We start from the raw sequence: 23,382 nt of genomic DNA, 5'->3' as shown, positions 1-23,382 counted from the left end.
AAGAATTCGCGCCGGAAGAATCACTGTCGGCGGAGCGGGCCCCGGAAGGAGCAGCGGTGCGGTGGTCGTCCCGGCGCGCGGAGGTCGTGCCGAGTCCGAACATCTGGTACTACCAGGCCGATTACGAGCTGGAGAACCGGGCGCAGGACAGCGGCGGCGAGATCTGGCGCGTGCTGCGGGAGGAGTACGACTGGGCCGGCCGGGACGTGCTGGACGTCGGCTGCGGTGACGGCTATCACCTGCCGCGGTTCGCGCGGGACGCGCGGTCGGTGCTGGGGATCGAGCCGCACGAGCCGCTGGTGCGGGACGCCCTGGGGCGCGTGCGGGAGCTGGAGAACGTGGATGTCCGGCTGGGCCGGGCCCAGCGGCTGCCGGTCCGCAGCGCGAGCGTCGACGTCGTGCACGCGCGCACCGCGTACTTCTTCGGGCCCGGGTGCGAGCCCGGGCTGGCGGAGGCCGAGCGGGTGCTGCGGCCGGGTGGCGCGCTGCTGATCGTGGACCTCGACGCGACCAGCGAGCCCTACGGGGGCTGGATGCGCGCCGACCTACCGCGTTACGACCCGGTCGCGGTCGAACGGTTCTTCGCCCGCGCCGGGTTCGCGTGCCGCCGGGTCGCCACCGAGTGGCGTTTCGCGACCGCCGCGGACCTCGAAGCCGTGCTGAAGATCGAGTTCAGCAAACCGATCGCCGAACAGGCGATCGCGAAGTCCTTGCAGCGTAACGGGAATCGCGAGACCGACCTGACGCTGCCGGTGGGCTACCGCGTTCACACGCGGGTCAAGCCCACCGGCCTCGTCCTGCCTGGTCACTCGGCTGCTTCTTCGGACGGAGCGGCCGACTCGTCCTCGTCCTCGCCGAGGATGCCGTAGAGCGAGCGCCGGGCGTCGTTGAGCACCTCGGCCGCACGGGCCTGCTGGCTTTCGGAACCCGCGCGCATGATCTGCACGACGGCGGCGGCCAGGTTCTTGCCCGCCTTGGCCAGCCCGATCTCGGACGGGTCGACGTCCTGCGCGATCTGCTCCCACGGCGGGGTGCTGTCCTGCTGCGCCGCGGCGGTACGGCCGTCGTCGGTCAGCTCGAACAGCTTCTTGCCGTGCTCGTCCTTGCCGATGACCAGGCCTTCGTCGGCCAGCAGCTGCAGTGTCGGGTAGACCGAGCCGGGGCTCGGCCGCCAGAAACCGCCGGAGCGTTCACCGATTTCGCGGATGATCTCGTAGCCGTGCCGGGGCTGCTCGGCGAGCAGCGCCAGGATCGCGGCGCGGACGTCACCGCGCCGGCTGCGCCGGCCGCCGTGGCCGCGCCGGCCCGGACCGTGACCCCGGCCGCGTCCGCCACCAGGGCCGAAGCCCGGGGGGAAGTCGCCGAAGCCACCAAAGGGAGTGCGCCCGCGTTCACGGGCGAAGGGGTGTTCCTGGGTGAAGGGGTGTCGTTGCCTACGCATGTCGGTGTTCCTTTCTCGAACTGTTGCGACACGTTCACGATATATCGGAAACAGTCGGATGGCAACCGCCTGGTCGTGACACCGCTTACGACGGCCTGCGAAGATCGGCGGCGTGCCCGACACCATCGACGACATCGACGCGCGGCTCCTGCTGGCCCTGGGCGCGGACCCGCGCTCGACGGCGGTCGCGCTGGCCGAGCGCCTCGGCCTGTCCCGCAACACGGTGCAGGCCCGGCTCGCCCGGCTGGAACAGCGCGGCGTGCTCGAGTCGTTCGAGCGCCGCATCGACCCGGCGCGGCTGGGCTACCCGCTGCGCGCGTTCGTCAACGCACAGGTCGACCAGCGGCGCCTCGCCGAGATCGCCGACGCCCTCTCCGGCATCCCCGAGGTGACCGAGGTCTGCGGGCTGACCGGCGCGAGTGACCTGATGGTGCAGGTCGTCGCCGTCGACGCGGACGACCTCTACCGCATCGCCGGGCACATCCTGGCCTCGCCGGGTGTCGAGCGGACGAACATCTCGCTCGTCATGCGGGAGCTCGTCCCGTACCGGCTGAAGCCGCTGCTGGAGCGCGTGCATTCTGCCCAGCCGGAGGCGTGAGTCCCCCTCGGGGGAGTGCATTCTGCGCAGCTCGCGCGGCATCGGTTGTGCGATGCGTCCACCAGTGCTGTCCTGGTGACGCTTCCTGCACGAAAGGTGTCGACGATGACCCAGACCTCCCCGACCGCTCCGGCGACCGGCTCGGACGAGCTCGCCGCGATCGAACGGCGGGTGCTGTGGCTCGCCACCGCGATCGTGCACCAGGCCAACCGGGTGCGGCCCAACCCGTCCGGGCTCAAGGTCGGCGGGCACCAGGCGTCGTGTGCGTCGCTGGTCTCGATCATGACGTCGCTGTGGTTCCGGCACCTGCGTCCGGAGGACCGCGTCTCGGTGAAGCCGCACGCGTCGCCCGTGCTCCACGCGATCAACTACCTGCTCGGCGAGCTGGACGAGGACTGGCTGCCGACGCTGCGCGAGTTCGGCGGGCTGCAGAGCTACCCGAGCCGCGCCAAGGACCCCGACCCGGTGGACTACTCGACCGGCTCGGTCGGCATCGGCGCCACCGCGCCGATCTGGGGCGCGCTGGCCCGCCGCTACCTGACGACGCGCGGGCGTGACGCGGGCACCGGACGGCAGTACTCGCTGGTCGGCGACGCCGAGCTGGACGAGGGCGCGATCTGGGAGGCGATCCTCGACCCGGCGGTGGCCGAGCTGGGCGAGATCGTCTGGATCGTCGACCTCAACCGCCAGTCCCTCGACCGCGTGGTGCCGAACATCGCGGCCGGACGGCTGCAGGGCATGTTCGACGCGGCCGGCTGGCAGGTCCTGACGCTCAAGTACGGCCGGCTGCTGGAAGAGCTGTTCACCCGGCCCGGCGGTGCCGAGCTGCGCGCGCGGATCGACGCGATGCCGAACCCCGAGTACCAGCGGCTGCTGCGCTGCGATGCCGCCCAGCTGCGCGACCGGCTGCCCGCGGGCGATCAGACACTGGCGGGGCTGGTGGCGTCGCTCGACGACGAGACGCTGCTGGCCGCGATCCGCAACCTCGGCGGGCACGACCTCGGTTCGCTCGACGAGGTCTTCGCGTCCATTTCGGACAGCCGGCCGACGGTGATCTTCGCCTACACCGTCAAGGGCCGCGGCCTGCCGACGCAGGGGCACCCGCAGAACCACTCGTCGCTGCTGACCGTCGAGCAGATGGAAGAGCTCGCCGCTTCGCTGGGCACGGATCTTTCAGCGCCGTGGCAGGGCTTCGCGGACGGATCGCCCGAAGCCGCGTTGTGCGCCGACATCGCTTCGCGCCTTCGCCGTCCGGACGTCCCTGCCGTGCCTTCGGTGGACCTGCCGGTCGACATCGGGCGCACACCGTCCGGGACCGCGACGACGCAGGCGGCGCTGGGCCGCGCCCTGCTCGACCTGACGCGCGAAGCGCCCGAAGCGGCGAAGCGCGTGGTGACGGTCAGCCCGGACGTCAGCTCGACGACCAACCTCGGCGGCTGGGTCAACAAGGTCGGCGTCTGGTCGGCGATCGAGCGCCGTGACTGGTTCGACGACGACCCCGAGACGATCATGCACTGGCGTGAGAAGCCCACCGGCCAGCACGTCGAGCTGGGCATCGCCGAGACGAACCTGGTCGGCCTGCTGGGCGAGCTGGGCGCCACCTGGAGCCGCTGGGGCGAGCCGCTGCTGCCGATCGGCGTCATGTACGACCCGTTCGTCGAACGCGCGTTGGAGCCGTGGTCGTTCGGCATCTACGCGGGCGGCCAGTCGATCCTGATCGGCACGCCGTCGGGCGTCACGCTCGCCCCCGAAGGCGGCGCGCACCAGTCGATCACCACGCCGTCGATCGGCATCGAGCAGCCCGGCTGCGTCAGCTACGAACCGGCGTTCGCGATCGACACCGAGTGGACGCTGCTGGCCGCGCTGGGCCGGCTGGGCAAGCCGGGCGGCACGTCGTCCTACTTCCGGCTCTCGACCCGGCCGGTCGACCAGACCCTGGCCGGCGTCCCGGCCGACCCGGCCGCGCGCGAACGCCGTCGCCGCCAGGTCGTGGCGGGCGCGTACCTGCTGCGCCGGGCCTCCGCGCCGGTGGTCACGCTCGCGGCGATGGGCGCGCTGGTACCCGACACCCTGGCGGCGGCCGAGCGGCTGGCGCAGGTCGGCGTCGAGGCGGACGTCGTCTGCGTGACCAGCCCCGGCCTGCTGTTCGAGGCGACGCGCGCGCGGGCCGGGCAGGGGAGCGGCGAGAGCTGGATCCTCGACCAGGTCTTCCCGGCGTCCCGGGCGTGCCCGCTGGTCACGGTCCTCGACGGGCACCCGCACACGCTGGCGTTCCTCGCCGGGATCAACCGCGTGCCGGCGGCGACGCTGGGCGTCACCGGCTTCGGCCAGTCCGGGTCGCTGGAGGAGGTCTACCGCTACCACGGCATCGACACCGACGCGATCATCCGCGCGGCGCTGGACGTCGTGGGCTAGGTGAACGTGGCGCCGGTGAGCAGGGTGTCCATCTTGGCGTCCCAGCCGGCGAAGGCGCCGTACTCGACGACGAGGATCTTGCTCGTCGGCAGCCACCACATGCGGACCTCGTTGTTCTGCGTGGCGTCCTCGCAGCTGACCTGCCAGCGGCCGTACTCGGCGTTCTTGGTCCCGACCGGCTTGAACCCGGACTCGACGAGGGTGCTGCCGGTGGCCGTCGCGGCCTCCCCGGGCGGCGACGCGGCGGTGATGCACGTCGGCACGTCCGTGCCGGTGTACCAGCCGAAGGGCCGCTTCGCGCTTGGAAGGTTGATGGGCGCGTTGGGGTCCGACGTGGCTTCGCGCAGGTCCAGGAGCCGCGCTTCGCAGACGACGGTGCCTTCGGTGATGCAGCCGTCGAGCAGGCCGTCCTGGCTGTGCGCGGTGTACTTCGCGCCCGCCGGCAGCGTGACGTGCATCGTCCCGACGTCGATCCGGTCCCCCGCGGGGCCGGCCGCGGTCACGGTCGGCACCGGCTGGGGCCGGCCGTCCGTCGACGTCGTGCAGGCGGCGGCGCTCAGCACCACCGAAACGGCCAGGACGCTGCGCCGGAAGGAACGGCTCCGCACGGGCTCACCTCTTTCGTCCGCCCTTGGACTCACGAACGGCCCGTCCGGTTCGCTGTGAATCCCGGTCAGATTAAGGCGGTGCGTTCAGGTGTGTTCACCCACCCGGGTCAGCCCAGCGCGGCGACCGCGCGGGCGAGGACGTCGGCCGGGCTGGGCTGCGTCGCCATCTCCGCGGCGACCTCCCGGGCCGCCGTCCGGAACCCGTCTTCGGTGAGCAACCGCTCGACCATCGCCCGCACGGTGGCGGCGTCCACGGTGGCCGGGTCGTGGCTGAGGCCGACGCCGCGATCGGCGACGCGCTGCGCCGAGAGCGGGTTGTCCGCGAAGGACGGCAGCACGAGCTGCGGGACGCCGTAGGACAACGGCGCGGCCGTGGTGCCCGACCCGCCGTGGTGCACGATCGCCGAGCAGGACGGCAGGAACGCCGACAGCGCGAGGTAACCGACCGAGCGGACGTTCGGCGGCAGCTCACCCAGCTCCGTCAGGTCCGCGGTCCCGGCGGCGAGCACGACCTCGACGTCCAAGGGGCCGAGCGCCTCCAGGACGACGGCCAGGCTGCTGACCCCGGACATCACCGGCACCACCGTGCCGAGCGTGACCGCGATCCGCGGGCGGTCCGGGCGGCGCAACGCCCAGTCCGCGACGACGGCGCCGCCGTTGAAGGGCACGAACCGCATCGCCCACCACGGGACGCCGTCGCGCTCGTCGGGGTGCTCCTCGCCGGCGGCCAGCCCGCCCATGCTGGGCGCGCGCGGGTCGACTCTGGCGAGCACGGCCGGTTTCGCGTCGCCGATCCCGAGCTTGGCCCGCATCAGGTCGCTGACCTCGTCCTCGCCGAAGACGTGGTGCTCCGCCCGCCAGTCGGCGTCGCGCACGGACCACGAGATCCGGTTGCCGACCTCGAGCGCGGGCACGTCGAGGGCCGCGGCCGCGAGCATCCCGGCGGCGTGGTCGGAGGTGTGGACGACGAGGTCGGCGCCGAACAGCCGACCGGCCTCGATCGTGCCTTCGGTCATGGTCACGGTGAACAACCCGAAGGGGTTGCCCGCCCGCCTCGCCAGCCGGTACTCCTCGGGGAGCTCGTCCTCGGCCGGGCCGTGGCCGGCGACGGTGTTCATGAGGTCGTCCCAGACGTCGCGCCGCGGGAAGACGTCGAAGGCGGGCAGCCCGGCCCGCGCGCCGGCGTCGACCATCTCGGAGGACGTCGCGAGCAGGACCTCGTGCCCGGCGGCCCGCGCGGCCCAGATCAGGGGGATGAGCGGCAGCGTCAGCCCGTAGCCGGGGGCGGTCGCGAACAGGATCTTCACCCGGCGAGCCTGGCAGAACCCGCCGGTCACCGCAGCCGGTTTCCGCTCCGCCGTGACCTGGGGAACAGCCGTCCGGGTGGCCTGGGTGGCGCCGGATGCCGCGTGGGATACTGAGCGAGTTATGACTGCCCTTCCGCTCGTCTTCGACGCCCCCAAGCGCGGCCTGCCGCCGCGCCACCTCGCCGACCTTTCGGTGGCCGACCGCGCCGCCGCGGTGGCCGAGCTGGGGGAGAAGCCGTTCCGCGCGAAGCAGCTGTCGAACCACTACTTCTCGCGCCTTACGGTCGACCCGGCGGAGATGACGGACATCCCGGCGGCTTCCCGTGAGCGCTTGGTCGCCGACCTGATGCCGACGCTGCTGACGGAGGTCCGCGCGCTGGAGGCCGACAAGGGCGCGACCCGCAAGACGCTGTGGCGCGCGCACGACGGCACGCTGCTGGAGAGCGTCCTGATGCGCTACCCGGACCGCGCGACGTTGTGCATCTCGAGCCAGGCCGGCTGCGGCATGGCGTGCCCCTTCTGCGCGACCGGCCAAGGCGGCTTGGACCGGAACCTGTCGACGGCGGAGATCGTGGACCAGGTCCGCTCGGCCGCGGCGGTCATGCGCGATGGCAAGATGGCCGGCGGTCCCGGGCGGCTGTCGAACATCGTCTTCATGGGTATGGGCGAGCCTCTCGCCAACTACAAGCGTGTGGTGGCCGCGGTCCGGCGGATCACGGACCCCGCGCCGGGTGGTCTGGGGATCGGCCAGCGTTCGGTGACGGTGTCGACGGTGGGGCTGGCGCCGGCGATCCGGAAGCTGGCGGACGAGAAGATGCAGGTGCGGCTGGCGGTGTCGCTGCACACGCCGGACGACGAACTGCGGGACACGCTGGTGCCGGTGAACGAGCGGTGGTCGGTGGACGAGGTTCTCACCGCGGCTCGGTACTACGCGGACACGTCTGGGCGTCGGGTGTCGATCGAGTACGCGTTGATCCGGGACATCAACGACCAGCCGTGGCGGGCGGAGCTTCTCGCGAAGCGGCTGCGCAAGCACCTGGGTCAGCTCGTGCACGTGAACGTGATCCCGCTGAACCCGACGCCGGGTTCGAAGTGGGACGCGTCGCCGAAGCCGGTGGAGCGGGAGTTCGTGCGGCTGGTGAACGCCGGCGGCGTAGCCTGCACGGTGCGTGACACACGCGGCCAAGACATCGCCGCGGCCTGTGGCCAGCTGGCCGCCGAAGGCTGAGTTCCGGTTTTGTTTCTGTGATGGAGAGTTTGTTGTGATGTCTGCCCCGAGCCTGTTCGACCCGGCCGCCGAGGAGCTCATGCTCACCGACGTCACCGGTCGCAGCGCGACCGAGGTCGCCCGCACGGCCCGGACCCTGCTGGGCGAGCAGTTCAGTTCGATGAGCTTCATGTACGTGCTGATGCGCGCGTTCGAGGTCGAGTTCCACGCGGCGCGGGACGCGTCGCGCTGGCACGAGTTCCACGGCGGCCCGCGCGCACTGTCGGACGCCGACCTCGAGGCGTTGCTGGCGCCTTGGCTGCCCGCACGCTGATCCCGGCGCTGCTGGGGTACGCGCCCAGCCGGGCTTGTCCATAGTGGACGGTCAGAACCACTGCAGGCAGTGCGGGTCGCGTTCGGCTCGGAAGAGGTTGTCGGCCAGGGCCGCCGCCGAGGGGTTGTGTGCTCGGATGTGGCCGGCTCGTTCCAGCGTGCTCGGGACTGTGCCGCCCAGGTAGATCGAGCCCAGGTCGCTCACGTCCAGGGACAGGTCCGGCTCTCGGTCCGTCCGGACGCACGTCGCCTTTCCGGCCCGGACCTCCAGCAGGTAGCGGCCCTGCTCGGTGAGGAACGGGTCGGTGACGTCGAGGATCAGTTCGCCGTCCGTGAACCAGCCGCGGGAAGTCAGCGCGCGCGGGATGTCCAGCAGCCGCACCCAGAGCCAGTCGCCGTCGTCGCCCACGTCGGCGGTGCGGAAGTCCGCCAGCTGCCAGCGCAGCGGGTGTCCTGGCGGGACCTGCTTGATCACGACCTGGGTGACCAGGTCGTGGCTGAGCACGAACCGGGCCAGGGCCGTGAACACGGCGTCGTCGGACGTGATGATCTCGTCCACCGTCAACGTGGTGGCTTCGCTCAGCGCGTAGGCGGCGTACCCGTCCGGGACGCCGTCCTCGTCATGGTGGACGGCGATGTGGCGCTGCGCCAGGGAAACCGGGGGTTGCCCCGCGCCGGAAGCCCACCAGTGGTGCGGCCGGGACAGCGCGCCCGGCTGCTTGCGGCGGTAGCGGTCGTAGATCTCCTCCAGGAGAGCGCCGCACTCGGCGCGCTGCCGCAGTTCGATCGAGCCGGTCGCGGCCGGTTCGCCCGCCCGGGGGACGGCGAAGGTGGCCTGGTGGCGCGGCACCGTCAGCCGGCCCGTGTAGGTCGCCGGGCCGTAGCCGAACCGGCGGTAGATCACGGCTTCGGAGGACAGCAGCACCGAGAGGAACTCCCCGCGGGCCCGCACCTCGGCGAGCTGGTGCCGCATCATCGCGGTGAGCACGCCTTGACGCCGGTGCGTGGGGACGACGCCGACGGCGGTCACGCCCGCGGCCGGCGCGAGGGTCCCGCCGGGCAGGGTCAGCTCGAAGGAGTGCGCGGCAGCGGTGCCGACCGGCCGGCCGGCCGGCGTGACGGCGAGCAGGCCGCGGTCCATTTCGAGCGCCGACCACCAGAACCCGGTGCCCTCGGCCGGGGTCTCGCGGAAGCGCGCGAACGCGGCGTGGAGCGTCTCGAGGAAGACGTCGAGATCCTCGTCGGTCGTGGAACGGATCTCCGGCATCGAGCGGCCTTTACGAGGAGAGGGAGGGGACTAAGAACCATTACAAGGAGTAGAAGGAAGTCCTCTCATGGCCTCGCACGTCCAGGCTAGCGGGCGGCTCAGTTCGGCACCAACCGGTTTAGCCGGTCGAGGGTGATCACCTCGGACGCGTCCGGCAGGCCGTCGGGCCGGTGCACGCCGAGGAACGTGACCGGTCCGTCGAGTTCGACGCCGGGCTCCCACTCGGTGACCTCGGTACCCGCCGCGCGCATCAGGCCGACCAGGTGCGCGACCGTCAGGTACCGGCGCCGCAGCATGCCGCGCACCAGCCCGGCGGTGCCGGCCTGGTTGGCCTCGACGCGGTTGAAGTTCGGCGAGCCGGTCAGGTACAGGTGCAGCCACGTCGCGGTCCACGATCCGTCGTGGCAGCGGGCGAAGACGATCGGGAGCGCGACGCGGCCGCCGCCGCGCATGTCCGAGCGGGTCCGCACGGTGCGGGCCTCGAACGGCGCCCCGGCCTGCGCGCGGTCGCGCGTCATCCAGCCGAACACCGACTCCGCGACTTCGTCGAAGCCTTCGCCGGAGTAGATGTTGACCTGCGGCACGACGTACGCGGCGGAGACCGAGTCCCGCGGGATGTCGATGAACTCGCTCGCCCCGTCCCGCGCGTCGGTCACGTCGCCCGAGTACACCGCGCCGCCGTCGCGGAGGTTCGTCCACGAGACGTGCCCGGCGTAGTGGAAGTCGGCGTCCAGCAGCAGCGCGGACAGGTCGAAGTCGGTGCTGCGGCCGGTCTGGCGCCAGTGCGTGAAGAACCGCAGCACCTCCCCGTCGACGTGACTGCGGGAACCACGCGGCAGCACGGCGAAGCCGTCTTCGCTCGCCTTCCCCGACAGCGGCAGCGCGACGTCCAGCACGGCCGGGTCGACGACCAGGCGCTCGTAGCGGGGGAGCCGGGTGGTCAGCTCGGTGTCGATCAGCGCGCAGGCGCGGGTGACGACGTCGCCGGGCAGCGGCGGCCGCGTGTCCTCGGTGACCCACGCGCGGCGGCCGCGGGTGGCGAACACCCGGGCGGCGTCCGGCTCGGCGCGGTTGCCGAGGTGCTCGCGCACCGAGCACAGCACGCGCCCGGACACCGAGCCGAGGACCTTGGCCGCCGCGTCGAGGACGTCGTCCTGCTCGGCTGCGGAAGCGTTGCGCAGCAACCGATCCAGCGAGCGCAGCAGCATGCCCGGCGCGGCCGTGAGGATCGCCGCCGCCCCGGCGACGTCGTCGGCCGCGAACGCCGCCTCCGCGCGGCCCGCCGTCGACTGCGCCGTCTTCTCGCCGCGGGCGACCGCGAACACGTCACGGGCGTTCGGGAACCGCGGGTACTCGTGCGGGTGCAGGTACTCGCCGAGGCGCTTGAAGCGGCGCGAGAAGCGGTTGACGTCGCCGAGCTTGCCCTCGTTGCCGGCGACGACGCGGTCCAGCGCGGCGAGCAGGACACGCCGTTCACGGCGGGAGAAACTGCGGAACCGCGTCGGTTCGGCCAGGGTGACGTCGCCACCGCTGGCCTGGCACGCGGTGCGCAGCACGTCGAGCACGGTGTCGACGTCGACCAGCGGCCGGCCCGCGGTGAGCCGGGCGGCGTTGAGCACGGCCCGGTTCTCCCGCACCGGCACGGCCGCGAGTTCGACGTCGGCGCAGCCGCCGGCCAGTTCGGCGAGCAGCCCCAGGTCCGCCTCGCCCAGTGGCGTGGCCGACTCGGCCAGCTTCCGGTACAGCGCGTGGGTCTCCTCCTCGAGGCTGCCGCCGAGCCGCAGGAAGGTGACGCGGTCCTTGACGGACGCGATCAGCTCGTCGTGGGCGGCCAGCAGTTCGGCGTAGGTGTGCTGGTAGCGGCCGTACCGCGGCAGGTCGAGCAGCCCGACCAGGCCGTCGCCGAGGAGCGCTAGCAGCTCCTTGTCGGTGGCCTTGCGCTTCTTGCCCGGGACGAAGGCCGAGCGCAGGCAGCTCACCCAGAACTCGACGGTGTCCGGCACGCCGCGCGGGAAGTCGATGAAGTACGCGTTGTGCCGCACGTGGTCGCCGACCAGCGCGCGGGCGGCGCCGACGACGTCGACGGCCAGGTCCGTCGCCGCCCCCGGTTCCAGGCCGGCGACGTGCTCCAGGAGCTCGCGCGTGGCCTTGTACCCGGCGGTGGCCAGGACGGCGTCCATCTGCCGGGCCACGACGGCACCGTCCCCGGCCGGTGCGGCGCTCCGCGGCACACACAGCGTCTTCCGGATGATCGTCGACACGTCCATGGGTCCATCTTCGGCTATCGGCCCGCGCGGGTGAAAAGGGTTTTCGGACGTCCCCGGTCATTTCGCGAGCGGCAGGCGTCAGGTGAATGGCGGGCGAACAGCCGGTGGTCGGCGGCGAATTCCGCGAGGACGAATAGCGCACTCCGGCCGAAATGAACACCCTTCGCCGCGGATTGGTCGAAACGCTGTGGGATATGTCACCGTTGGTGAGTTGCCAACTTCGTTGATCTCCGTGAAACATGGACGTCATGCCAATGGGTGAATGAGCTGCGCCGTATGTCGCAGATCGTCGCCAATGTCGAGCGTGATCGTCACCTTTAGGGTTACGACAGGGACATGGAGGATCTTCGGTGGTGTTCACGGACTTCACGTCCGATTTCGCGGTCGGGACCACAACGCCCACACGGGTGCGGAAACCGATTCCGCGGATGCACCACATTTTCGAACGGACCGCCGACGTCGTTCCGGACGCGATCGCCGTCGAAGCCGGCGGCGAGTCTCTGAGTTACGCGGAATTGGACCGGCGGGCCAACCGGCTCGCGCACCACCTGCGCGCTTCCGGCGTCCGGCGCGGGTCCCGGGTCGCGATCCTCGTCGAACGCAGCGTGCACACCTACGTCTGCCTGCTCGGCATCGGCAAGGCCGGCGGGGTCTTCGTGCCGATCGACCCGGCCTCGCCCGCGGACCGGATCGCCTACATCACCGAGGACTCCCGGGCCGACCTGCTCCTGACGACGGCCACGCTCGCCGGGCGCACCGGGGACGCCGCCTGCCCGGTGCTCGACCTCGCCGACCTGCCGGACGGCGGCCGCGACGACCGGCCGGACCTGCGTGAAGACGACCTGCTCGACCCGGACCCGAGCGCGTACATCATCTACACCTCCGGCTCCAGCGGCCGGCCGAAGGGCGTCGAGGTCGCGCAGCGCAGCATCCGCAACTTCCTCGACGTCGTGCCGGAGCTCTACGACGTGCGCCCGGACGACCGCGTTTACCAGGGCATGACGATCTCCTTCGACTTCTCGATCGAGGAGATCTGGCCGACCTGGGCGGTCGGGGCGACGCTCGTGGCCGGGCCCGAGGACTCCCGGCGGCTCGGCGCCGAGCTGGCCGAGTTCCTCACCGAGCGGCGGATCACCGTTCTCTACTGCGTGCCGACGCTGCTGGCGACCATCCCGCACGAGCTTCCCCTGCTGCGCAACCTGCTCGTCGGCGGGGAAGCCTGCCCGCGGCAGCTGGTCGACCGGTGGGCGAGACCCGGGCGTCGGATCCTCAACACCTACGGCCCCACCGAAGCCACCGTCACCGCTACCTGGTGCGAGCTGCTCCCGGGCCGGCCGGTCACCATCGGCGTGCCCGTGCCGACCTACTCCGTGGTCCTGCTCGACGACGACCGCCGCCCGGTGCCGGACGGCGAGGTCGGCGAGATCTGCATCGGCGGTCCCGGTGTGGCGAAGGGGTACGTCGGGCGCCCGGAGCTGACCGCGGACAAGTTCTTCCAGCACGACGGCGAGCGCGTCTACCGCACCGGTGACCTCGGAAAGCTTTGGGACAACGGGGAAATCGAGTACCTGGGCCGCGCCGACGCCGAGGTCAAGATCCGCGGTCACCGCGTCGACCTCGGCGAGATCGAGAGCGTGCTGCTCGCCGACGCGCACGTGTCCGCGGCCGCCGCGGCGATGGTCGAGGTGACGCCCGGCGCGCCCGAGCTCGCCGGCTACGTCGTGTCCACTTCGGACGAAGACGAGACCGAGCTGTTCCGGCGCCTGCGGGAAACCCTGCGCGAGCAGGTGCCCGCCTACATGGTGCCGGGCTTCTTCGTGACGCTCCCGCAGCTGCCGATGATGCCCAGCGGCAAGGTCGACCGCCGCGAGCTGCCCGTGCCCGAAGGCCGGAAGCGGACGACGGACGGCCCGGTCGTCGCGCCGGAGGGCGACGCCGAGGAGCTGCTCGCGCGGGTGTGGGCCGAAGCGTTCGCCATGGCGCCGGAGGACCTTTCGGTCACCGCGGACTTCTTCACGGACCTGGGTGGCCACTCGCTGCTCGCCGCGACGGTCGTGTCCCGGCTGCGCGAGCACGACGCGGGCGCCGGCATCGCCGTCCGTGACCTGTACGCCCACCCGAAGGTCCGGGATCTGGCCGCCCACCTGGGAAAGCCCGCGGCGGCGCCGGCGGGCGAGCCGCGCTACGAGCCGCTGCGATCCGGCGCGCGCCGGATCGCGGCCGCCGGTGCGGCGCAGACCGCGGTGATCTACCTGCTGCTGCTGGTGATCACGCTGCCGGTCGCCTACGTCTACACCTGGAACAACGGTGACGTCTCGGTCCCGGTCCTCGCCCAGCTGCTGGTCGCGATCCTGGTCAGCTACCTCGGCGTCCGCTGGCTGGTGCCGCTGCTGGTGGTCCGGCCGCTGTCCGCGGGCATCCGGCCCGGCCGCTACCGCCTGTGGGGCCCGACGTACCTGCGGCTGTGGACGCTCGACCTGCTGCTGAGCGTCGGCCCGCTGCCGGTGGTGAGCGGGTCCGGGCTGATGCCGCTGTACCTGCGGCTGCTCGGCGCGCGTGTCGGCAAGCGCGCGGTGATCGCCACCAGCTCGGTCTCGCTGCCTGCTCTCGTGCACATCGGCGACGACGCGGCCATCGGCTACGGCGCCGTGCTGCGGCCGTGGCGGGTCGAGGACGGCTGGGTCACCGTCGGCGAGATCACCGTCGGCGACCGCGCGTTCGTCGGGGCGAACGCCGTGTTGGAGCCCGGCTCCTCGGTCGGGGCGGACGCCGCGCTGGCCGAGCAGTCGATGCTCGGGCGCGGCGAGTCCGTGCCCGACGGCCAGCGCTGGTCGGGCTCGCCGCCGGAGCGCGTCGACGCCCTTTCCCCCGCGGTCGAGGACATGCTGGGCGAGACGCCGGTGGCGCGCGGCTGGCGCGTCCACCAGATCCTGCTGACGCTGCTGGGGCTCGGCGCGCTCGAGGTCGGCGCGATCTGCCTGATCCTGCCGAGCGTGGCGCTGGTGTGGTGGGCGCTGCTCGGCTGGGGCGTGCTCGCCGGCGTGGTGGCCACGCTGCTGGCCGGCCCGGTCTTCGTGCTGACGGTCTGCGTGGTCGTCGCCCTCGGCCGCCGGCTCGTGCTGCCGGCCACGCCGGTCGGGGTCCACCCGGTCCGGTCCGGGCTCGGCGTGCGCAAGTGGGTCGCGGACAAGCTCCTCGAGTTCAGCCTGACCTTCACGAACTCGCTGTACGCCACGCTGTACACCGTCCCGTGGCTGCGGCTGCTGGGTGCCCGGATCGGCCGCGGCGCCGAGGTGTCCACCGCCGGGCACCTCGACCCGGACCTGCTCACCCTGGGCAGCGAAAGCTTCGTCGCGGACATGGCGACCGTCGGCGCGGCGACCTTCGCCCGCGGCCGGGTCGCGTTCCTCACCACCGACGTCGGCCGGCGCGCGTTCGTCGGCAACGCGTCGGTCGTCCCGGCCGGGACGGAGCTGGGGGACGGCTCCCTGGTCGGCGTCGGCACGGTGCCGCCGGGGCAGCACGTGCCGGACGGCTCGTCGTGGCTCGGCTCGCCCGCGATGCACCTGCCGCGGCGGCAGGACAGCGGCGACTTCCCGGAGGAGCAGACGTTCCGCCCGCCGCGTCGCGTGGTCCGGCAGCGGCTCGCCATCGAGTTCGCGCGCGCCACGCTGCCCGCGTCGCTGCTGGCCTTGAGCTTCTACCTGTTCCTGCTGACGTTGTCCGGGCTCGCGTTCGGCCGGGACCTGCCGGTGCCGGCCCTGGTGTCGCCGCTGGTCGCGATGGCGTCGGGGCTCGGCGTGATCGGGTTCTGCGCGGCGACGAAACGCAACGTCATCGGGGAGTACACCGCACGCGTCGAGCCGCTGTGGAGCCCGTTCGTGCGGCGCAGCGAGTTCGTCACCGGCCTGTACGAGTCGGCCGCCGTCCCGGCTGGGCTGGGCATGCTGGCCGGGACGCCGATGCTGCCGCCGCTGCTGCGCTGGTTCGGCGCCCGGATCGGCAGGCGGACGTGGCTCGGCACGACCTACCTCACCGAGTTCGACCTGGTGCGTGTCGGCGACGACGCCACGATCGGTACCGAGGTCTCGTTGCAGACTCACCTGTTCGAGGACCGGGTGATGAAGATGTCCGTCGTCACCGTCGGCGACGGCGCGACCGTGGGCACCCGCGCGATCGTGCTCTACGACGCGGTCGTCGGCGACGGCGTCTCCCTCGGGTCGCTGTCGCTGCTGATGAAGGGTGAGCACCTCGGCTCGCGCACCTCCTGGCGCGGCATCCCCGCGCAACTCCTTACGCTGAAAGGACTACCGGCATGAACACCGCACTGCTGATGTCGGGCGCCCACCACTTCCGCGTCGACTACGAGATCAACCCGTACATGGACACGGCGGTCCAGCCGGACGTCGCGGCCGCCGTCGCCGAGCACGACGCGCTCGTGGCCGCGCATCTGGCCGCCGGGCGCAAGGTGGAGTTCCTCGACCCGGCGCCGGAGTGCCCGGACATGGTCTACACGGCTAACGCCGCCGTCGTGCGCGGCGGCCGGGCCGTGCTGGCGAACCTGCCGCCGGAGCGTCGCGACGAGACGCCGTACCACCGGGAGTGGTTCCGCGCCAAGGGTTTCGAGGTCGTCGAGAGCCCGTACGCGTTCAGCGGGCAGGGTGACGCGCTGGCGTACGGCGACCTGCTGCTGGCCGGCTACGGGCAGCGCACCGACCGCCGCGCGCACGACGTCGTCGCCGACGCGCTCGGCTACGACATCGTGCCGCTGCGCACGACCGGCCCGCGCTGGTACGACCTGGACCTCGCGGTCGCCGTCGTCACACCGGACGTGCTCGCGTACTGCCCGGCGGCGCTCGACGAGCCGAGCCAGGCCCGGCTGCGGGAGCTGGGCGGCACGCTCATCGAGGTCACCGAAGCCGAGGCCGAGCGGTTCGCGCTGAACCTCGTCAGCGACGGCGCCACGGTCACGATGACCAGCGGCGTTCCGGAGCTGGCCGCGACCCTGCGCGAGCGCGGGCTGACCGTCGTCGAACTCGAGACGACGCAGCTGCGCAAGGGCGGGGGCGGCGTGCGGTGCACCGCGTTGACGCTCGACAACCCGGAGCGGACGGCGTGAGGCCGCTCGCCCTCGTCTACCGCGGTCCCGCGTCCCTGCCGGGCTGCCCGGAAGCCGTCGCCGACCTGCTGAAGTCGAGCAAGCACGGCTTCGACGTCCGCTTCACCGGGCTCGACGAGAAGTTCAAGCTCGGCGAGGCGGCCCTGGCCGGTGCTGCGCTGTACGCCCAGCCCGGCGGCGGAACTCTCGGGAGCGCGTACCGGAAACTGCGCCGCCACCGCGACGACGTCCGCGCGTTCGTCGAAGGCGGCGGGCGCTACCTCGGGTTCTGCCTGGGCGGCTACCTCGCCGGTGCGACGCCGGGGTTCGGCCTGCTGCCCGGCGACACCGACCGCTACATCGACACCGAGGACGCGACCGTCGACCACGACGAGGACGCCGTCGTCAAGGTCCGCTGGCGCGGCCGCCGGCGGAAGCTCTACTTCCAGGACGGCCCGGTGTTCCTGCTGGACCGGCCCGCCGCCGCCGACGTGCTGGCCACCTACCCGAACGGCACGGTCGCCGCGCTCGTCGCGCCGTTCGGCGCCGGGCGGGTCGGCGTCGTCGGACCGCACCCGGAAGCCACCCGGGACTGGTACGCCGACGGCGGGCTGCGGCCGCCGCTGCTGCGGTACGGCCACGACCTCGGGCTCGACCTCGTCGACTCGGTGATGGCCCGATGACCGCCCCGGCGCCCAAGGTCCGGTTGACGGCGGTCGACGCCACCCGCGGGATCGCGCTGCTCGGCATGATGGCCGTGCACTCGCTGATCGAGGAAAGCTCGCCCGGCCACCCGTCGACGGCGTTCGCGATCTTCGGCGGCCGCGCGGCGGCGACGTTCGCCGTGCTGGCCGGGCTCGGGATCGCGTTCATGACCGGCCGCCGCCGGGTGTCGCGGGCGGACTTCGGGCCCACCGCGGCGATGCTGGCCGTGCGTGGGCTGGCGATCGGCGCGATCGGCCTGGCGCTCGGGTACACCGACGCCGAGCTCGCCGTCGTCATCCTGCCGTACTACGCGATCCTGTTCCTGCTCGCGATCCCGCTGGTGCTCCTGCCGAGCTGGGCGGTCGCCGGGGTGGGCGTGGCGGTGGTGGCCGGCGTCCCGCCGCTGACCCACCTGCTGCAGCCGCACCTGGCCGAGCCGACCCTGCTGAACAACGGTTTCGCTTACGCCGCAGAGCATCCCGTGCGGCTGCTGACCGAGCTGACGCTGACGGGGGAGTACCCGGCCCTCTCGTGGACCGCGTACCTGTGCGCGGGGATCGTGATCGGCCGCCTGACGCTCAGCCGCGTCAAGGTCGCGGTCACGCTGCTGGTCACCGGGGTCACGATGGCCGTCGGCGCCGCCGCGGTGTCGTGGGTGCTGCTGAACCGCTTCGGTGGGTTGGCGGCGATCTGGGCCGCGCAGCCGGGCAGCGTCCTGACCGCGCCGGAGACCACCGAACTGCTCAACCTGGGCGGCGACGGCACCACGCCGACGTCGACCGCCTGGTGGCTCGCGGTCGACGGGCCGCACACCGGCACCGCGCCCGACCTGATCGGCACCACGGGCGCGGCGATGGGCCTGCTCGGGCTGCTGCTCCTGCTCGGCCGCCTGCGGGTGGCGAAGATCGTCTTCGCGCCGCTCGCCGCGGCCGGGAGCATGACGCTCACCTTCTACACGGCGCACATCATGTTCCTGAACTCCGACTACGACGTCTACACCTCCGGCGTCGGCTACGCGCTGCAGGTCGCCGGAGTCCTCGTGGTGGGCCTGGCCTGGCGGGCGACGGCCGGGAAGGGCCCGCTGGAAGCCCTGGTCACGGCGCTGGCCACGCGCGCGAAACGGCGGCTGGCGGCCGCGCCCCGGTTGCGGGTCGCGACGTGACGGTCTCCCGCCGGCTGGTCTTGACGGGCGCTGTCGCGGCCGGACTGCTCGCGGCGTGCGGCGCGCCCGGGCCGGACACCCGGCCGCTGGCGCTGGTCTACCGCGGGAAGGCGTCGACCGGCGCCTGCTCGGACGCCGTCGCGGACCTGCTGCGCAATCGCTTGCGCGTCGAGTTCTGCGGCCCGGACGAGAAGACCCCGCTGACGGCCGCGGCGCTCGCGACGGCGGCGGTGTACGCGCAGCCGGGCGGCGGTTCCCTCGACGACGGCTGGCGCGCGATGCGCCGCTACGCCGACGTGATCACCGGCTACGTCCGCGGCGGCGGGCACTACCTCGGGTTCTGCCTGGGCGGCTACCTGGCGGGCGCGACCCCGGGGTTCAGCCTGCTGCCGGGCGACACCGAGCAGTACATCGGCACGTCGGGGGCCGAAGTGCGGTCGACCCGGGACACCGTGATCCCGGTCGACTGGCAGGGCAAGCGCCGTCGGATGTACTTCCAGGACGGCCCGGACTTCGTCCTGCGGTCCGGCGCGCAGGCGACCGTGCTCGCGCGGTACACGAACGACAAGATCGCGGCTTTGGTCGCGCCGTACGGGAAAGGCCGCGTCGGCGTGGTCGGCCCGCACCCGGAGGCGCCGGAGTCCTGGTACCGCGACGTGCGCCTGACGAACCCGGACGGCGTGACGCCGGACCTCGGGCTCGAGCTGGTGGACCGCACGCTCACCCCCTAGGCGCCCACAGCCGGTCCGCGTCACCGGCTTCCAGCCGGCCCCGGTAGACGTCGATCTTGTGGTCGATCAGCTGCAGGTTCTCCTGCAGCTCGGCCAGCTTCGCGAGCACCTCGGCGCGGTGGGCCTCCATCAGCGCCAGCCGGTCCTGCTCGTTGCCGCGCCCGGCGGCCACCAGTTCGGCGTACTCGCGGATCGTCTTGATCGGCATGCCGGTGGCGCGCAGGCGGGTGCAGACCGTGATCCAGTCCAGGTCCAGCTTCCGGTAGCGGCGCCGGCCGCCGGCGGTGCGGTCGACGCGGGTGACCACCAGGCCGGCGCGTTCGTAGTAGCGCAGCGTGTGCGCGCTGACCCCGGTGCGGCGGGCGGCGTCGGCGATCGTCAGCCCCGCCGCCGGGATGGGCGGTGATTTGACTTCGAGCACACTCTAAATCCTAGCGTCGGAACCCATGAACGCTCCGACAGTCAACCGGGGACTCGTGCTGGCGATCTGCTGCGTCAGCATCGTCGTCGTGGTGATGGACATCTCCGTCGTCAACGTCGCCCTCCCGTCGATCCGCCGCGATCTGCACGCCTCCCTGGCCGGGCAGCAGTGGGCGATCGACGCCTACACGCTCGTGCTGGCCGGGTTCCTCGTGCTCGCCGGATCCACCGCCGACCGCGTCGGCCGCAAGCGGGTCTTCCTGACCGGGCTCGCCGTCTTCGGCGCCGGGTCGCTGCTGTGCGGGCTCGCGCCGGGCATCGGGTGGCTGATCGCGGCCCGCGCGATGCAGGCCGCCGGCGGCACCATGCTCAACCCGGTCGCGATGGCCATCGTCGCCACCGCCTACCCCGTCCCGGCCGAGCGGGCCCGCGCCATCGGCGTCTTCGGCGCCATGTCCGGGCTGGCACTGGTCATGGGGCCGATCCTCGGCGGCCTCCTCGTCGACGGCTTCGGCTGGCGTGCGGTCTTCTGGGTCAACGTCCCGATCGTCGCCGGCGCGATCGTGGCCACCGCGCGGTTCGTGCCCGAGTCCCGCGCCGCTCGTGCCCGCCGGTTCGACCCGGTCGGGCAAGTCCTCGTGGTGCTCGTGCTCGGCGGCGTCGTCGCGGCGACCATCGGGTCCCGGGGGCTCGGCTGGTCGTCGCCGGTGGTCCTCGGCCTGCTCGCCGTGGCCGCGCTCGGCGTCGCGGGGATCCTCGCGTACGAGCCGCGACGCGCGGATCCGCTGCTCGAACTGCGGCTGTTCCGCAGCGTCTCGTTCAGCGCGGCGATCGTGATGGCGGTCTTCGCGCTGTGTGGCTTCGGCGCGTTCCTGTTCGTGACGACGCAGTACCTGCAGGACGTCCGCGGGCTGTCGGCGCTGGACGCCGGGTTGTGCCTGCTCCCGGTCGGAGCGCTGGTCCTGGTGCTGTCCCCGGTCACCGGCCGGCTGGTCGGCACGCGCGGGCCGCGGCTGCCGCTGGTCGTGGCCGGGAGCGCGCTCACGCTGGGCGGCGTCGCGTCGGCCTGGCTCGGGCCGGCCACCCCGCTGGTCGCCGTGCTCGCGGTCTCGCTGCTCTTCGGCGTCTTCCTCGGCACGGTCAACCCGCCGATCACGACCACGGCGATGGCCGGGATGCCGGGGTCGATGGCCGGGGTGGCGGCCGCCCTGGCCTCGACCGGGCGGCAGACCGGCACCACGCTGGGCGTCGCGATCGCCGGCGCGGTGCCCGGCGTGGGCTGGGTGGAGGCCGGGCTCGGGGCCGGTCTCGTCGTGTTGGCCCTGGTCAGCGCGGCCGTGAAGCGCGTACCGGTCGAAGTGACGCAGGTCACACGGTAGTCTGCGGAAGATCTTCCCGGGGAAATGTCGAACGCCGCGAGCGCCCGATCGACGCGGGGGTGAAGGCCGGTCATCGCGTCCGAGAGAACCGGACCCCGGCTGAGAGAACCAGGGAGTCAGCCATGCGTTTCCTCATGATGCACCGCCTCGACGAGAGCGCCCCCGAGGCGTGGGACCCCGCCCCGGAGTTCATCGAGAAGATGGGCGCGTTCATCCAGGAGTCGATGGGCAACGGCCGCCTGATCACGGCGGAGGGCGTCCACCCGTCGGCGACGGGCGCGCTCATCCGCAAGCCTCGCGGCGCCGGGGTCCGCGGCGCCGCGGTCCGCGTCACCGACGGCCCGTTCGCCGAGGCCAAGGAGGTCATCGGCGGGTTCGCGCTGATCAACGCCGAGGACCGGGCGGACGCCGTCGAGTTCGCGAAGTCGTACGCCGAGCTGTTCGAAGCCGAGGTCGAGGTCGAAGTGCGCCAGGTCGTCGAGTTCGACGAGATCCCCGGCTGACGCCGTGCCCGGCGGCGGGTGCGCTCCGCCCGCCGCCGGACGGCCGCCTGTCTCACGGTGACCTTCTGCGCCGACCGGACCCCGGCTGCTTCAGCAGCAGACGACGGTCTTCCCGTCGTCGCCAACGGTCGACACGACCAGTGAAAACGAATACTCGCCAGGGCGGTCGCCGATCACTTCCCAGGTCCACTGCGCTTCCGGTCGGGTGTCGTCGAGGGCCTGGACGTCGGAGCCGATCAAGGTGGCGTGCCCGGGGAACGACGGTGAGCTCAGCACGGCCTTCACTTGGGTGCCGATCCGCAGCGGCGTGACAACCTCGCCGGGGCCGGCGTCGCAGGCGGTCCTGGCGCGGATGACGACATCGACCTTTACGGCGTGGCCGGGGTCGGCGTTGACGGACCTCGGCGCCTCCCCGCACCCGGACTGCGTGCACGGCCCCGATGGACCACGGGGCGAGGAAGTATTCACGGGAACACCTCCATCGTCGACTCGTGTCGCGGCGACAGTCCGTGACCGCTCAGTCGCCGGAGTAGCTCGTGCTGGTACACCGGCGCTGGATCGGCCGTTGTGCTCGGCCGGGTGACCCGCCAAGGTGAACTTTCGTGGGCGAACGATCCAGGACACGGCCGGACCTGTCCGCCGTCGTGAGTGTCGTGCTTTCCGTGCCCGTCGTCGCCAGCAGCGGGCTCGTGCTGGTCCTGCTCGGGAAGCTCGTCTGGCCCGCGTACTTCTGGGTCGTGCCCGCCGGGTGGGTGGTCGCCGGCGGGATCACGTTCGTACCCGCCTTCGAGCACTTCCTGCTGCCGCTGATGTTCGGGATGCGCTCGCCCACCGCCCGCGAGCTGGCCCGGCTGACGCCCTGCTGGCAGGCGGTCTGCGCGGCCGCGGGCGTCGACGGCGGCCGGTACCGGCTGTGGGTCGAACGCTCCCGCGAACTGAACGCCTTCGCCGCCGGTGGCCGGACCGTCGCGGTGACGCGGACCGCGCTCGACCTGCCGCGGGCCGGTCTCGAAGCGATCCTCGCGCACGAACTCGGCCACCACCTCGCCGGGCACACGCGGATCTCCCTGCTGATCTGGTGGCTGGAGCTCCCGGCCCGGATCCTGACCCGCCTGGTCCGGCTGCTCGCCCTGGTCGTGCCGTACGTCGGCCGCGCGTTCGCGGCCTTCGGGCGGGCGGTCGCCGTGCTCGTCACCGTGCTGCTGACCCTGGGGATCCTGACGGCGCTCGCGTTCCTCGACCCGTGGCTGCTGCTGGCGCCCCTGCTCGGCCCGGTGCTCGCCTGGTCGAAACGGCTCGGCGAGTACCGGGCCGACCTGATGGCGGCGCGGCTGGGCTACGGCCCGGAGCTGATCGGGCTGCTCAAGGAGTGGATCGCCCTGCACCGCGGCGACGAGCGGCGGCTGTGGGCCCGGCTGCTGGCCGGGCACCCGGCCCACATCGACCGGATCAAGCGGCTGAAGGAGCACGGCGGCGGATTTTGAGCACGAGAGGCAGAATCTCCGGCGAAGGTGTCCACGGCGCCGCGGGCCGTTCGTAGTGGTGGCGTACGGCAACCGAGCCACGACACGACGGAGGAACACCGTGAAGTACCTGATGCTGATCAACGCCTCGCTCGACGCGGACGGCCAGGCCAAGGGCGACTGCACGCCCGAGGACTGGATGCTCTACGACAAGTCCCTGAAGGAGGCCGGGATCTACGTCCACGGGAACTCGCTCGCCGATTTCACCACGGCCACCGCGATCCGCGTGGACGACCGCGGCGAGCGGATCGTCACCGACGGGCCGTTCGCCGAGTCCCGCGAGGTGCTGGGCGGCTACTTCGTCGTCGACGTGCCGGACCTCGACGTCGCGCTCGACTGGGCGGCGCGCTGCCCGGGCGCCCTCGGCGGCGGAAACATCGTCGTCCGGCCGCTCGCCTCGTACGGGGACTGACGACGG

The 23,382-nt window shown here is 72.4% G+C and carries 21 protein-coding genes; 14 read left to right on the top strand and 7 right to left on the bottom strand.

The window, feature by feature from the left end; translation table 11 throughout:
- The first annotated feature begins 56 nt into the window (after nucleotides 1-56).
- Nucleotides 57-869 (top strand): class I SAM-dependent methyltransferase, encoded by an 813-nt coding sequence (locus tag ACLJQZ_RS30620; protein ID WP_410623315.1) that lies wholly within the window; start codon nucleotides 57-59, stop codon nucleotides 867-869.
- Here ACLJQZ_RS30620 and ACLJQZ_RS30615 read toward each other — a convergent pair.
- Nucleotides 806-1,441 (bottom strand): PadR family transcriptional regulator, encoded by a 636-nt coding sequence (locus tag ACLJQZ_RS30615; RefSeq protein WP_410623314.1) that lies wholly within the window; start codon nucleotides 1,439-1,441, stop codon nucleotides 806-808. The genes ACLJQZ_RS30620 and ACLJQZ_RS30615 overlap by 64 nt on opposite strands.
- Nucleotides 1,442-1,553: 112 nt before the next feature.
- Here ACLJQZ_RS30615 and ACLJQZ_RS30610 point away from each other — a divergent pair, with 112 nt between their 5' ends.
- Together ACLJQZ_RS30610 and ACLJQZ_RS30605 are read left to right on the top strand one after the other, a co-directional pair.
- A complete protein-coding gene (locus ACLJQZ_RS30610; RefSeq protein ID WP_326947186.1) occupies nucleotides 1,554-2,039 on the top strand; it encodes an Lrp/AsnC family transcriptional regulator in 486 nt (161 codons plus the stop codon).
- A 105-nt stretch (nucleotides 2,040-2,144) separates the two neighbouring features.
- Nucleotides 2,145-4,454: a transketolase-like TK C-terminal-containing protein gene (locus ACLJQZ_RS30605; RefSeq protein ID WP_410623313.1), complete on the top strand. Its 2,310-nt coding sequence runs from the start codon at nucleotides 2,145-2,147 to the stop codon at nucleotides 4,452-4,454.
- Here the strand turns inward: ACLJQZ_RS30605 and ACLJQZ_RS30600 are convergent.
- Nucleotides 4,451-5,062, bottom strand: coding sequence for a hypothetical protein (locus tag ACLJQZ_RS30600; RefSeq protein WP_410623312.1), 612 nt, complete (start codon nucleotides 5,060-5,062; stop codon nucleotides 4,451-4,453). The two genes, ACLJQZ_RS30605 and ACLJQZ_RS30600, sit on opposite strands and share 4 nt — an antisense overlap.
- 107 nt (nucleotides 5,063-5,169) lie before the next feature.
- A complete protein-coding gene (locus ACLJQZ_RS30595; protein WP_410623311.1) occupies nucleotides 5,170-6,369 on the bottom strand; it encodes a glycosyltransferase in 1,200 nt (399 codons plus the stop codon).
- A gap of 121 nt (nucleotides 6,370-6,490) precedes the next feature.
- Between ACLJQZ_RS30595 and rlmN the strand changes: the two genes are divergently transcribed.
- Nucleotides 6,491-7,597: a 23S rRNA (adenine(2503)-C(2))-methyltransferase RlmN gene (rlmN, locus tag ACLJQZ_RS30590; protein WP_410623310.1), complete on the top strand. Its 1,107-nt coding sequence runs from the start codon at nucleotides 6,491-6,493 to the stop codon at nucleotides 7,595-7,597.
- A 37-nt stretch (nucleotides 7,598-7,634) separates the two neighbouring features.
- On the top strand, nucleotides 7,635-7,910 hold the full coding sequence (locus ACLJQZ_RS30585; RefSeq protein ID WP_247062405.1) for a hypothetical protein: 276 nt from the start codon (nucleotides 7,635-7,637) through the stop codon (nucleotides 7,908-7,910).
- 51 nt (nucleotides 7,911-7,961) lie between these two features.
- On the opposite strand, the gene ACLJQZ_RS30580 is transcribed toward ACLJQZ_RS30585, so the two are convergent.
- Together ACLJQZ_RS30580 and ACLJQZ_RS30575 are read right to left on the bottom strand one after the other, a co-directional pair.
- Nucleotides 7,962-9,176: a GNAT family N-acetyltransferase gene (locus ACLJQZ_RS30580; RefSeq protein WP_410623309.1), complete on the bottom strand. Its 1,215-nt coding sequence runs from the start codon at nucleotides 9,174-9,176 to the stop codon at nucleotides 7,962-7,964.
- Nucleotides 9,177-9,274: 98 nt separating this feature from the next.
- Nucleotides 9,275-11,443 (bottom strand): TerD family protein, encoded by a 2,169-nt coding sequence (locus tag ACLJQZ_RS30575; RefSeq protein WP_410623308.1) that lies wholly within the window; start codon nucleotides 11,441-11,443, stop codon nucleotides 9,275-9,277.
- A 428-nt stretch (nucleotides 11,444-11,871) separates the two neighbouring features.
- Here ACLJQZ_RS30575 and ACLJQZ_RS30570 point away from each other — a divergent pair, with 428 nt between their 5' ends.
- Genes ACLJQZ_RS30570 through ACLJQZ_RS30550 form a run of 5 tightly spaced genes read left to right on the top strand, consistent with a single transcriptional unit; the run spans nucleotide 11,872 to nucleotide 19,139 of the window.
- Complete coding sequence (locus tag ACLJQZ_RS30570; RefSeq protein ID WP_410623307.1) at nucleotides 11,872-15,762, top strand: Pls/PosA family non-ribosomal peptide synthetase; 3,891 nt, start codon at nucleotides 11,872-11,874, stop codon at nucleotides 15,760-15,762.
- Nucleotides 15,759-16,562 (top strand): dimethylarginine dimethylaminohydrolase family protein, encoded by an 804-nt coding sequence (locus tag ACLJQZ_RS30565; protein ID WP_410623306.1) that lies wholly within the window; start codon nucleotides 15,759-15,761, stop codon nucleotides 16,560-16,562. Before ACLJQZ_RS30570 ends, ACLJQZ_RS30565 begins: the two co-directional genes overlap by 4 nt.
- Nucleotides 16,559-17,224, top strand: a complete 666-nt coding sequence (locus tag ACLJQZ_RS30560; RefSeq protein ID WP_410623305.1) for a BPL-N domain-containing protein — start codon at nucleotides 16,559-16,561, stop codon at nucleotides 17,222-17,224. The genes ACLJQZ_RS30565 and ACLJQZ_RS30560 overlap by 4 nt, the downstream gene beginning before the upstream one ends.
- Nucleotides 17,221-18,408 (top strand): heparan-alpha-glucosaminide N-acetyltransferase domain-containing protein, encoded by a 1,188-nt coding sequence (locus ACLJQZ_RS30555; RefSeq protein ID WP_410623304.1) that lies wholly within the window; start codon nucleotides 17,221-17,223, stop codon nucleotides 18,406-18,408. The genes ACLJQZ_RS30560 and ACLJQZ_RS30555 overlap by 4 nt, the downstream gene beginning before the upstream one ends.
- Complete coding sequence (locus ACLJQZ_RS30550) at nucleotides 18,405-19,139, top strand: BPL-N domain-containing protein (protein ID WP_410623303.1); 735 nt, start codon at nucleotides 18,405-18,407, stop codon at nucleotides 19,137-19,139. The genes ACLJQZ_RS30555 and ACLJQZ_RS30550 overlap by 4 nt, the downstream gene beginning before the upstream one ends.
- Here the strand turns inward: ACLJQZ_RS30550 and ACLJQZ_RS30545 are convergent.
- Nucleotides 19,129-19,560 (bottom strand): MerR family transcriptional regulator, encoded by a 432-nt coding sequence (locus ACLJQZ_RS30545; RefSeq protein WP_326947198.1) that lies wholly within the window; start codon nucleotides 19,558-19,560, stop codon nucleotides 19,129-19,131. The genes ACLJQZ_RS30550 and ACLJQZ_RS30545 overlap by 11 nt on opposite strands.
- A gap of 25 nt (nucleotides 19,561-19,585) precedes the next feature.
- On the opposite strand from ACLJQZ_RS30545, the gene ACLJQZ_RS30540 reads away from it, so the two are divergent.
- Nucleotides 19,586-20,938: a DHA2 family efflux MFS transporter permease subunit gene (locus ACLJQZ_RS30540; protein ID WP_410623302.1), complete on the top strand. Its 1,353-nt coding sequence runs from the start codon at nucleotides 19,586-19,588 to the stop codon at nucleotides 20,936-20,938.
- Between the two features lie 122 nt (nucleotides 20,939-21,060).
- Nucleotides 21,061-21,441 carry a YciI family protein gene (locus tag ACLJQZ_RS30535; protein ID WP_410623301.1) on the top strand — a complete coding sequence of 127 codons (381 nt, stop codon included), beginning with the start codon at nucleotides 21,061-21,063 and terminating at the stop codon, nucleotides 21,439-21,441.
- 90 nt (nucleotides 21,442-21,531) lie between these two features.
- Here the strand turns inward: ACLJQZ_RS30535 and ACLJQZ_RS30530 are convergent, their stop codons facing one another.
- Nucleotides 21,532-21,726: a hypothetical protein gene (locus ACLJQZ_RS30530; RefSeq protein WP_410623300.1), complete on the bottom strand. Its 195-nt coding sequence runs from the start codon at nucleotides 21,724-21,726 to the stop codon at nucleotides 21,532-21,534.
- 317 nt (nucleotides 21,727-22,043) lie between these two features.
- On the opposite strand from ACLJQZ_RS30530, the gene ACLJQZ_RS30525 reads away from it, so the two are divergent.
- Both ACLJQZ_RS30525 and ACLJQZ_RS30520 read left to right on the top strand, forming a co-directional pair.
- Complete coding sequence (locus ACLJQZ_RS30525) at nucleotides 22,044-22,925, top strand: M48 family metalloprotease (protein ID WP_410623299.1); 882 nt, start codon at nucleotides 22,044-22,046, stop codon at nucleotides 22,923-22,925.
- 100 nt (nucleotides 22,926-23,025) lie between these two features.
- Entirely contained in the window at nucleotides 23,026-23,376 is a 351-nt protein-coding gene (locus ACLJQZ_RS30520) for a YciI family protein (RefSeq protein ID WP_410623298.1), read from the top strand.
- Nucleotides 23,377-23,382 lie beyond the last annotated feature (6 nt).

This window comes from Amycolatopsis sp. cmx-8-4 (assembly GCF_046548675.1).
Lineage (GTDB): Bacteria > Actinomycetota > Actinomycetes > Mycobacteriales > Pseudonocardiaceae > Amycolatopsis.
Note: the sequence above shows the minus strand (reverse complement) of the source record. Positions and strands in the feature narration are given on the sequence as shown.

Bases quoted from the DNA above. Each gene is read 5' to 3' on its own strand.
- rlmN (WP_410623310.1), top strand. From the start codon at position 6,491: ATGACTGCCCTTCCGCTCGTCTTCGACGCCCCCAAGCGCGGCCTGCCG.
- ACLJQZ_RS30535 (WP_410623301.1), top strand. From the start codon at position 21,061: ATGCGTTTCCTCATGATGCACCGCCTCGACGAGAGCGCCCCCGAGGCG.
- ACLJQZ_RS30575 (WP_410623308.1), bottom strand. From the start codon at position 11,443: ATGGACGTGTCGACGATCATCCGGAAGACGCTGTGTGTGCCGCGGAGC.
- ACLJQZ_RS30555 (WP_410623304.1), top strand. From the start codon at position 17,221: ATGACCGCCCCGGCGCCCAAGGTCCGGTTGACGGCGGTCGACGCCACC.
- ACLJQZ_RS30580 (WP_410623309.1), bottom strand. From the start codon at position 9,176: ATGCCGGAGATCCGTTCCACGACCGACGAGGATCTCGACGTCTTCCTC.
- ACLJQZ_RS30565 (WP_410623306.1), top strand. From the start codon at position 15,759: ATGAACACCGCACTGCTGATGTCGGGCGCCCACCACTTCCGCGTCGAC.
- ACLJQZ_RS30585 (WP_247062405.1), top strand. From the start codon at position 7,635: ATGTCTGCCCCGAGCCTGTTCGACCCGGCCGCCGAGGAGCTCATGCTC.
- ACLJQZ_RS30570 (WP_410623307.1), top strand. From the start codon at position 11,872: ATGCACCACATTTTCGAACGGACCGCCGACGTCGTTCCGGACGCGATC.
- ACLJQZ_RS30540 (WP_410623302.1), top strand. From the start codon at position 19,586: ATGAACGCTCCGACAGTCAACCGGGGACTCGTGCTGGCGATCTGCTGC.
- ACLJQZ_RS30615 (WP_410623314.1), bottom strand. From the start codon at position 1,441: ATGCGTAGGCAACGACACCCCTTCACCCAGGAACACCCCTTCGCCCGT.
- ACLJQZ_RS30605 (WP_410623313.1), top strand. From the start codon at position 2,145: ATGACCCAGACCTCCCCGACCGCTCCGGCGACCGGCTCGGACGAGCTC.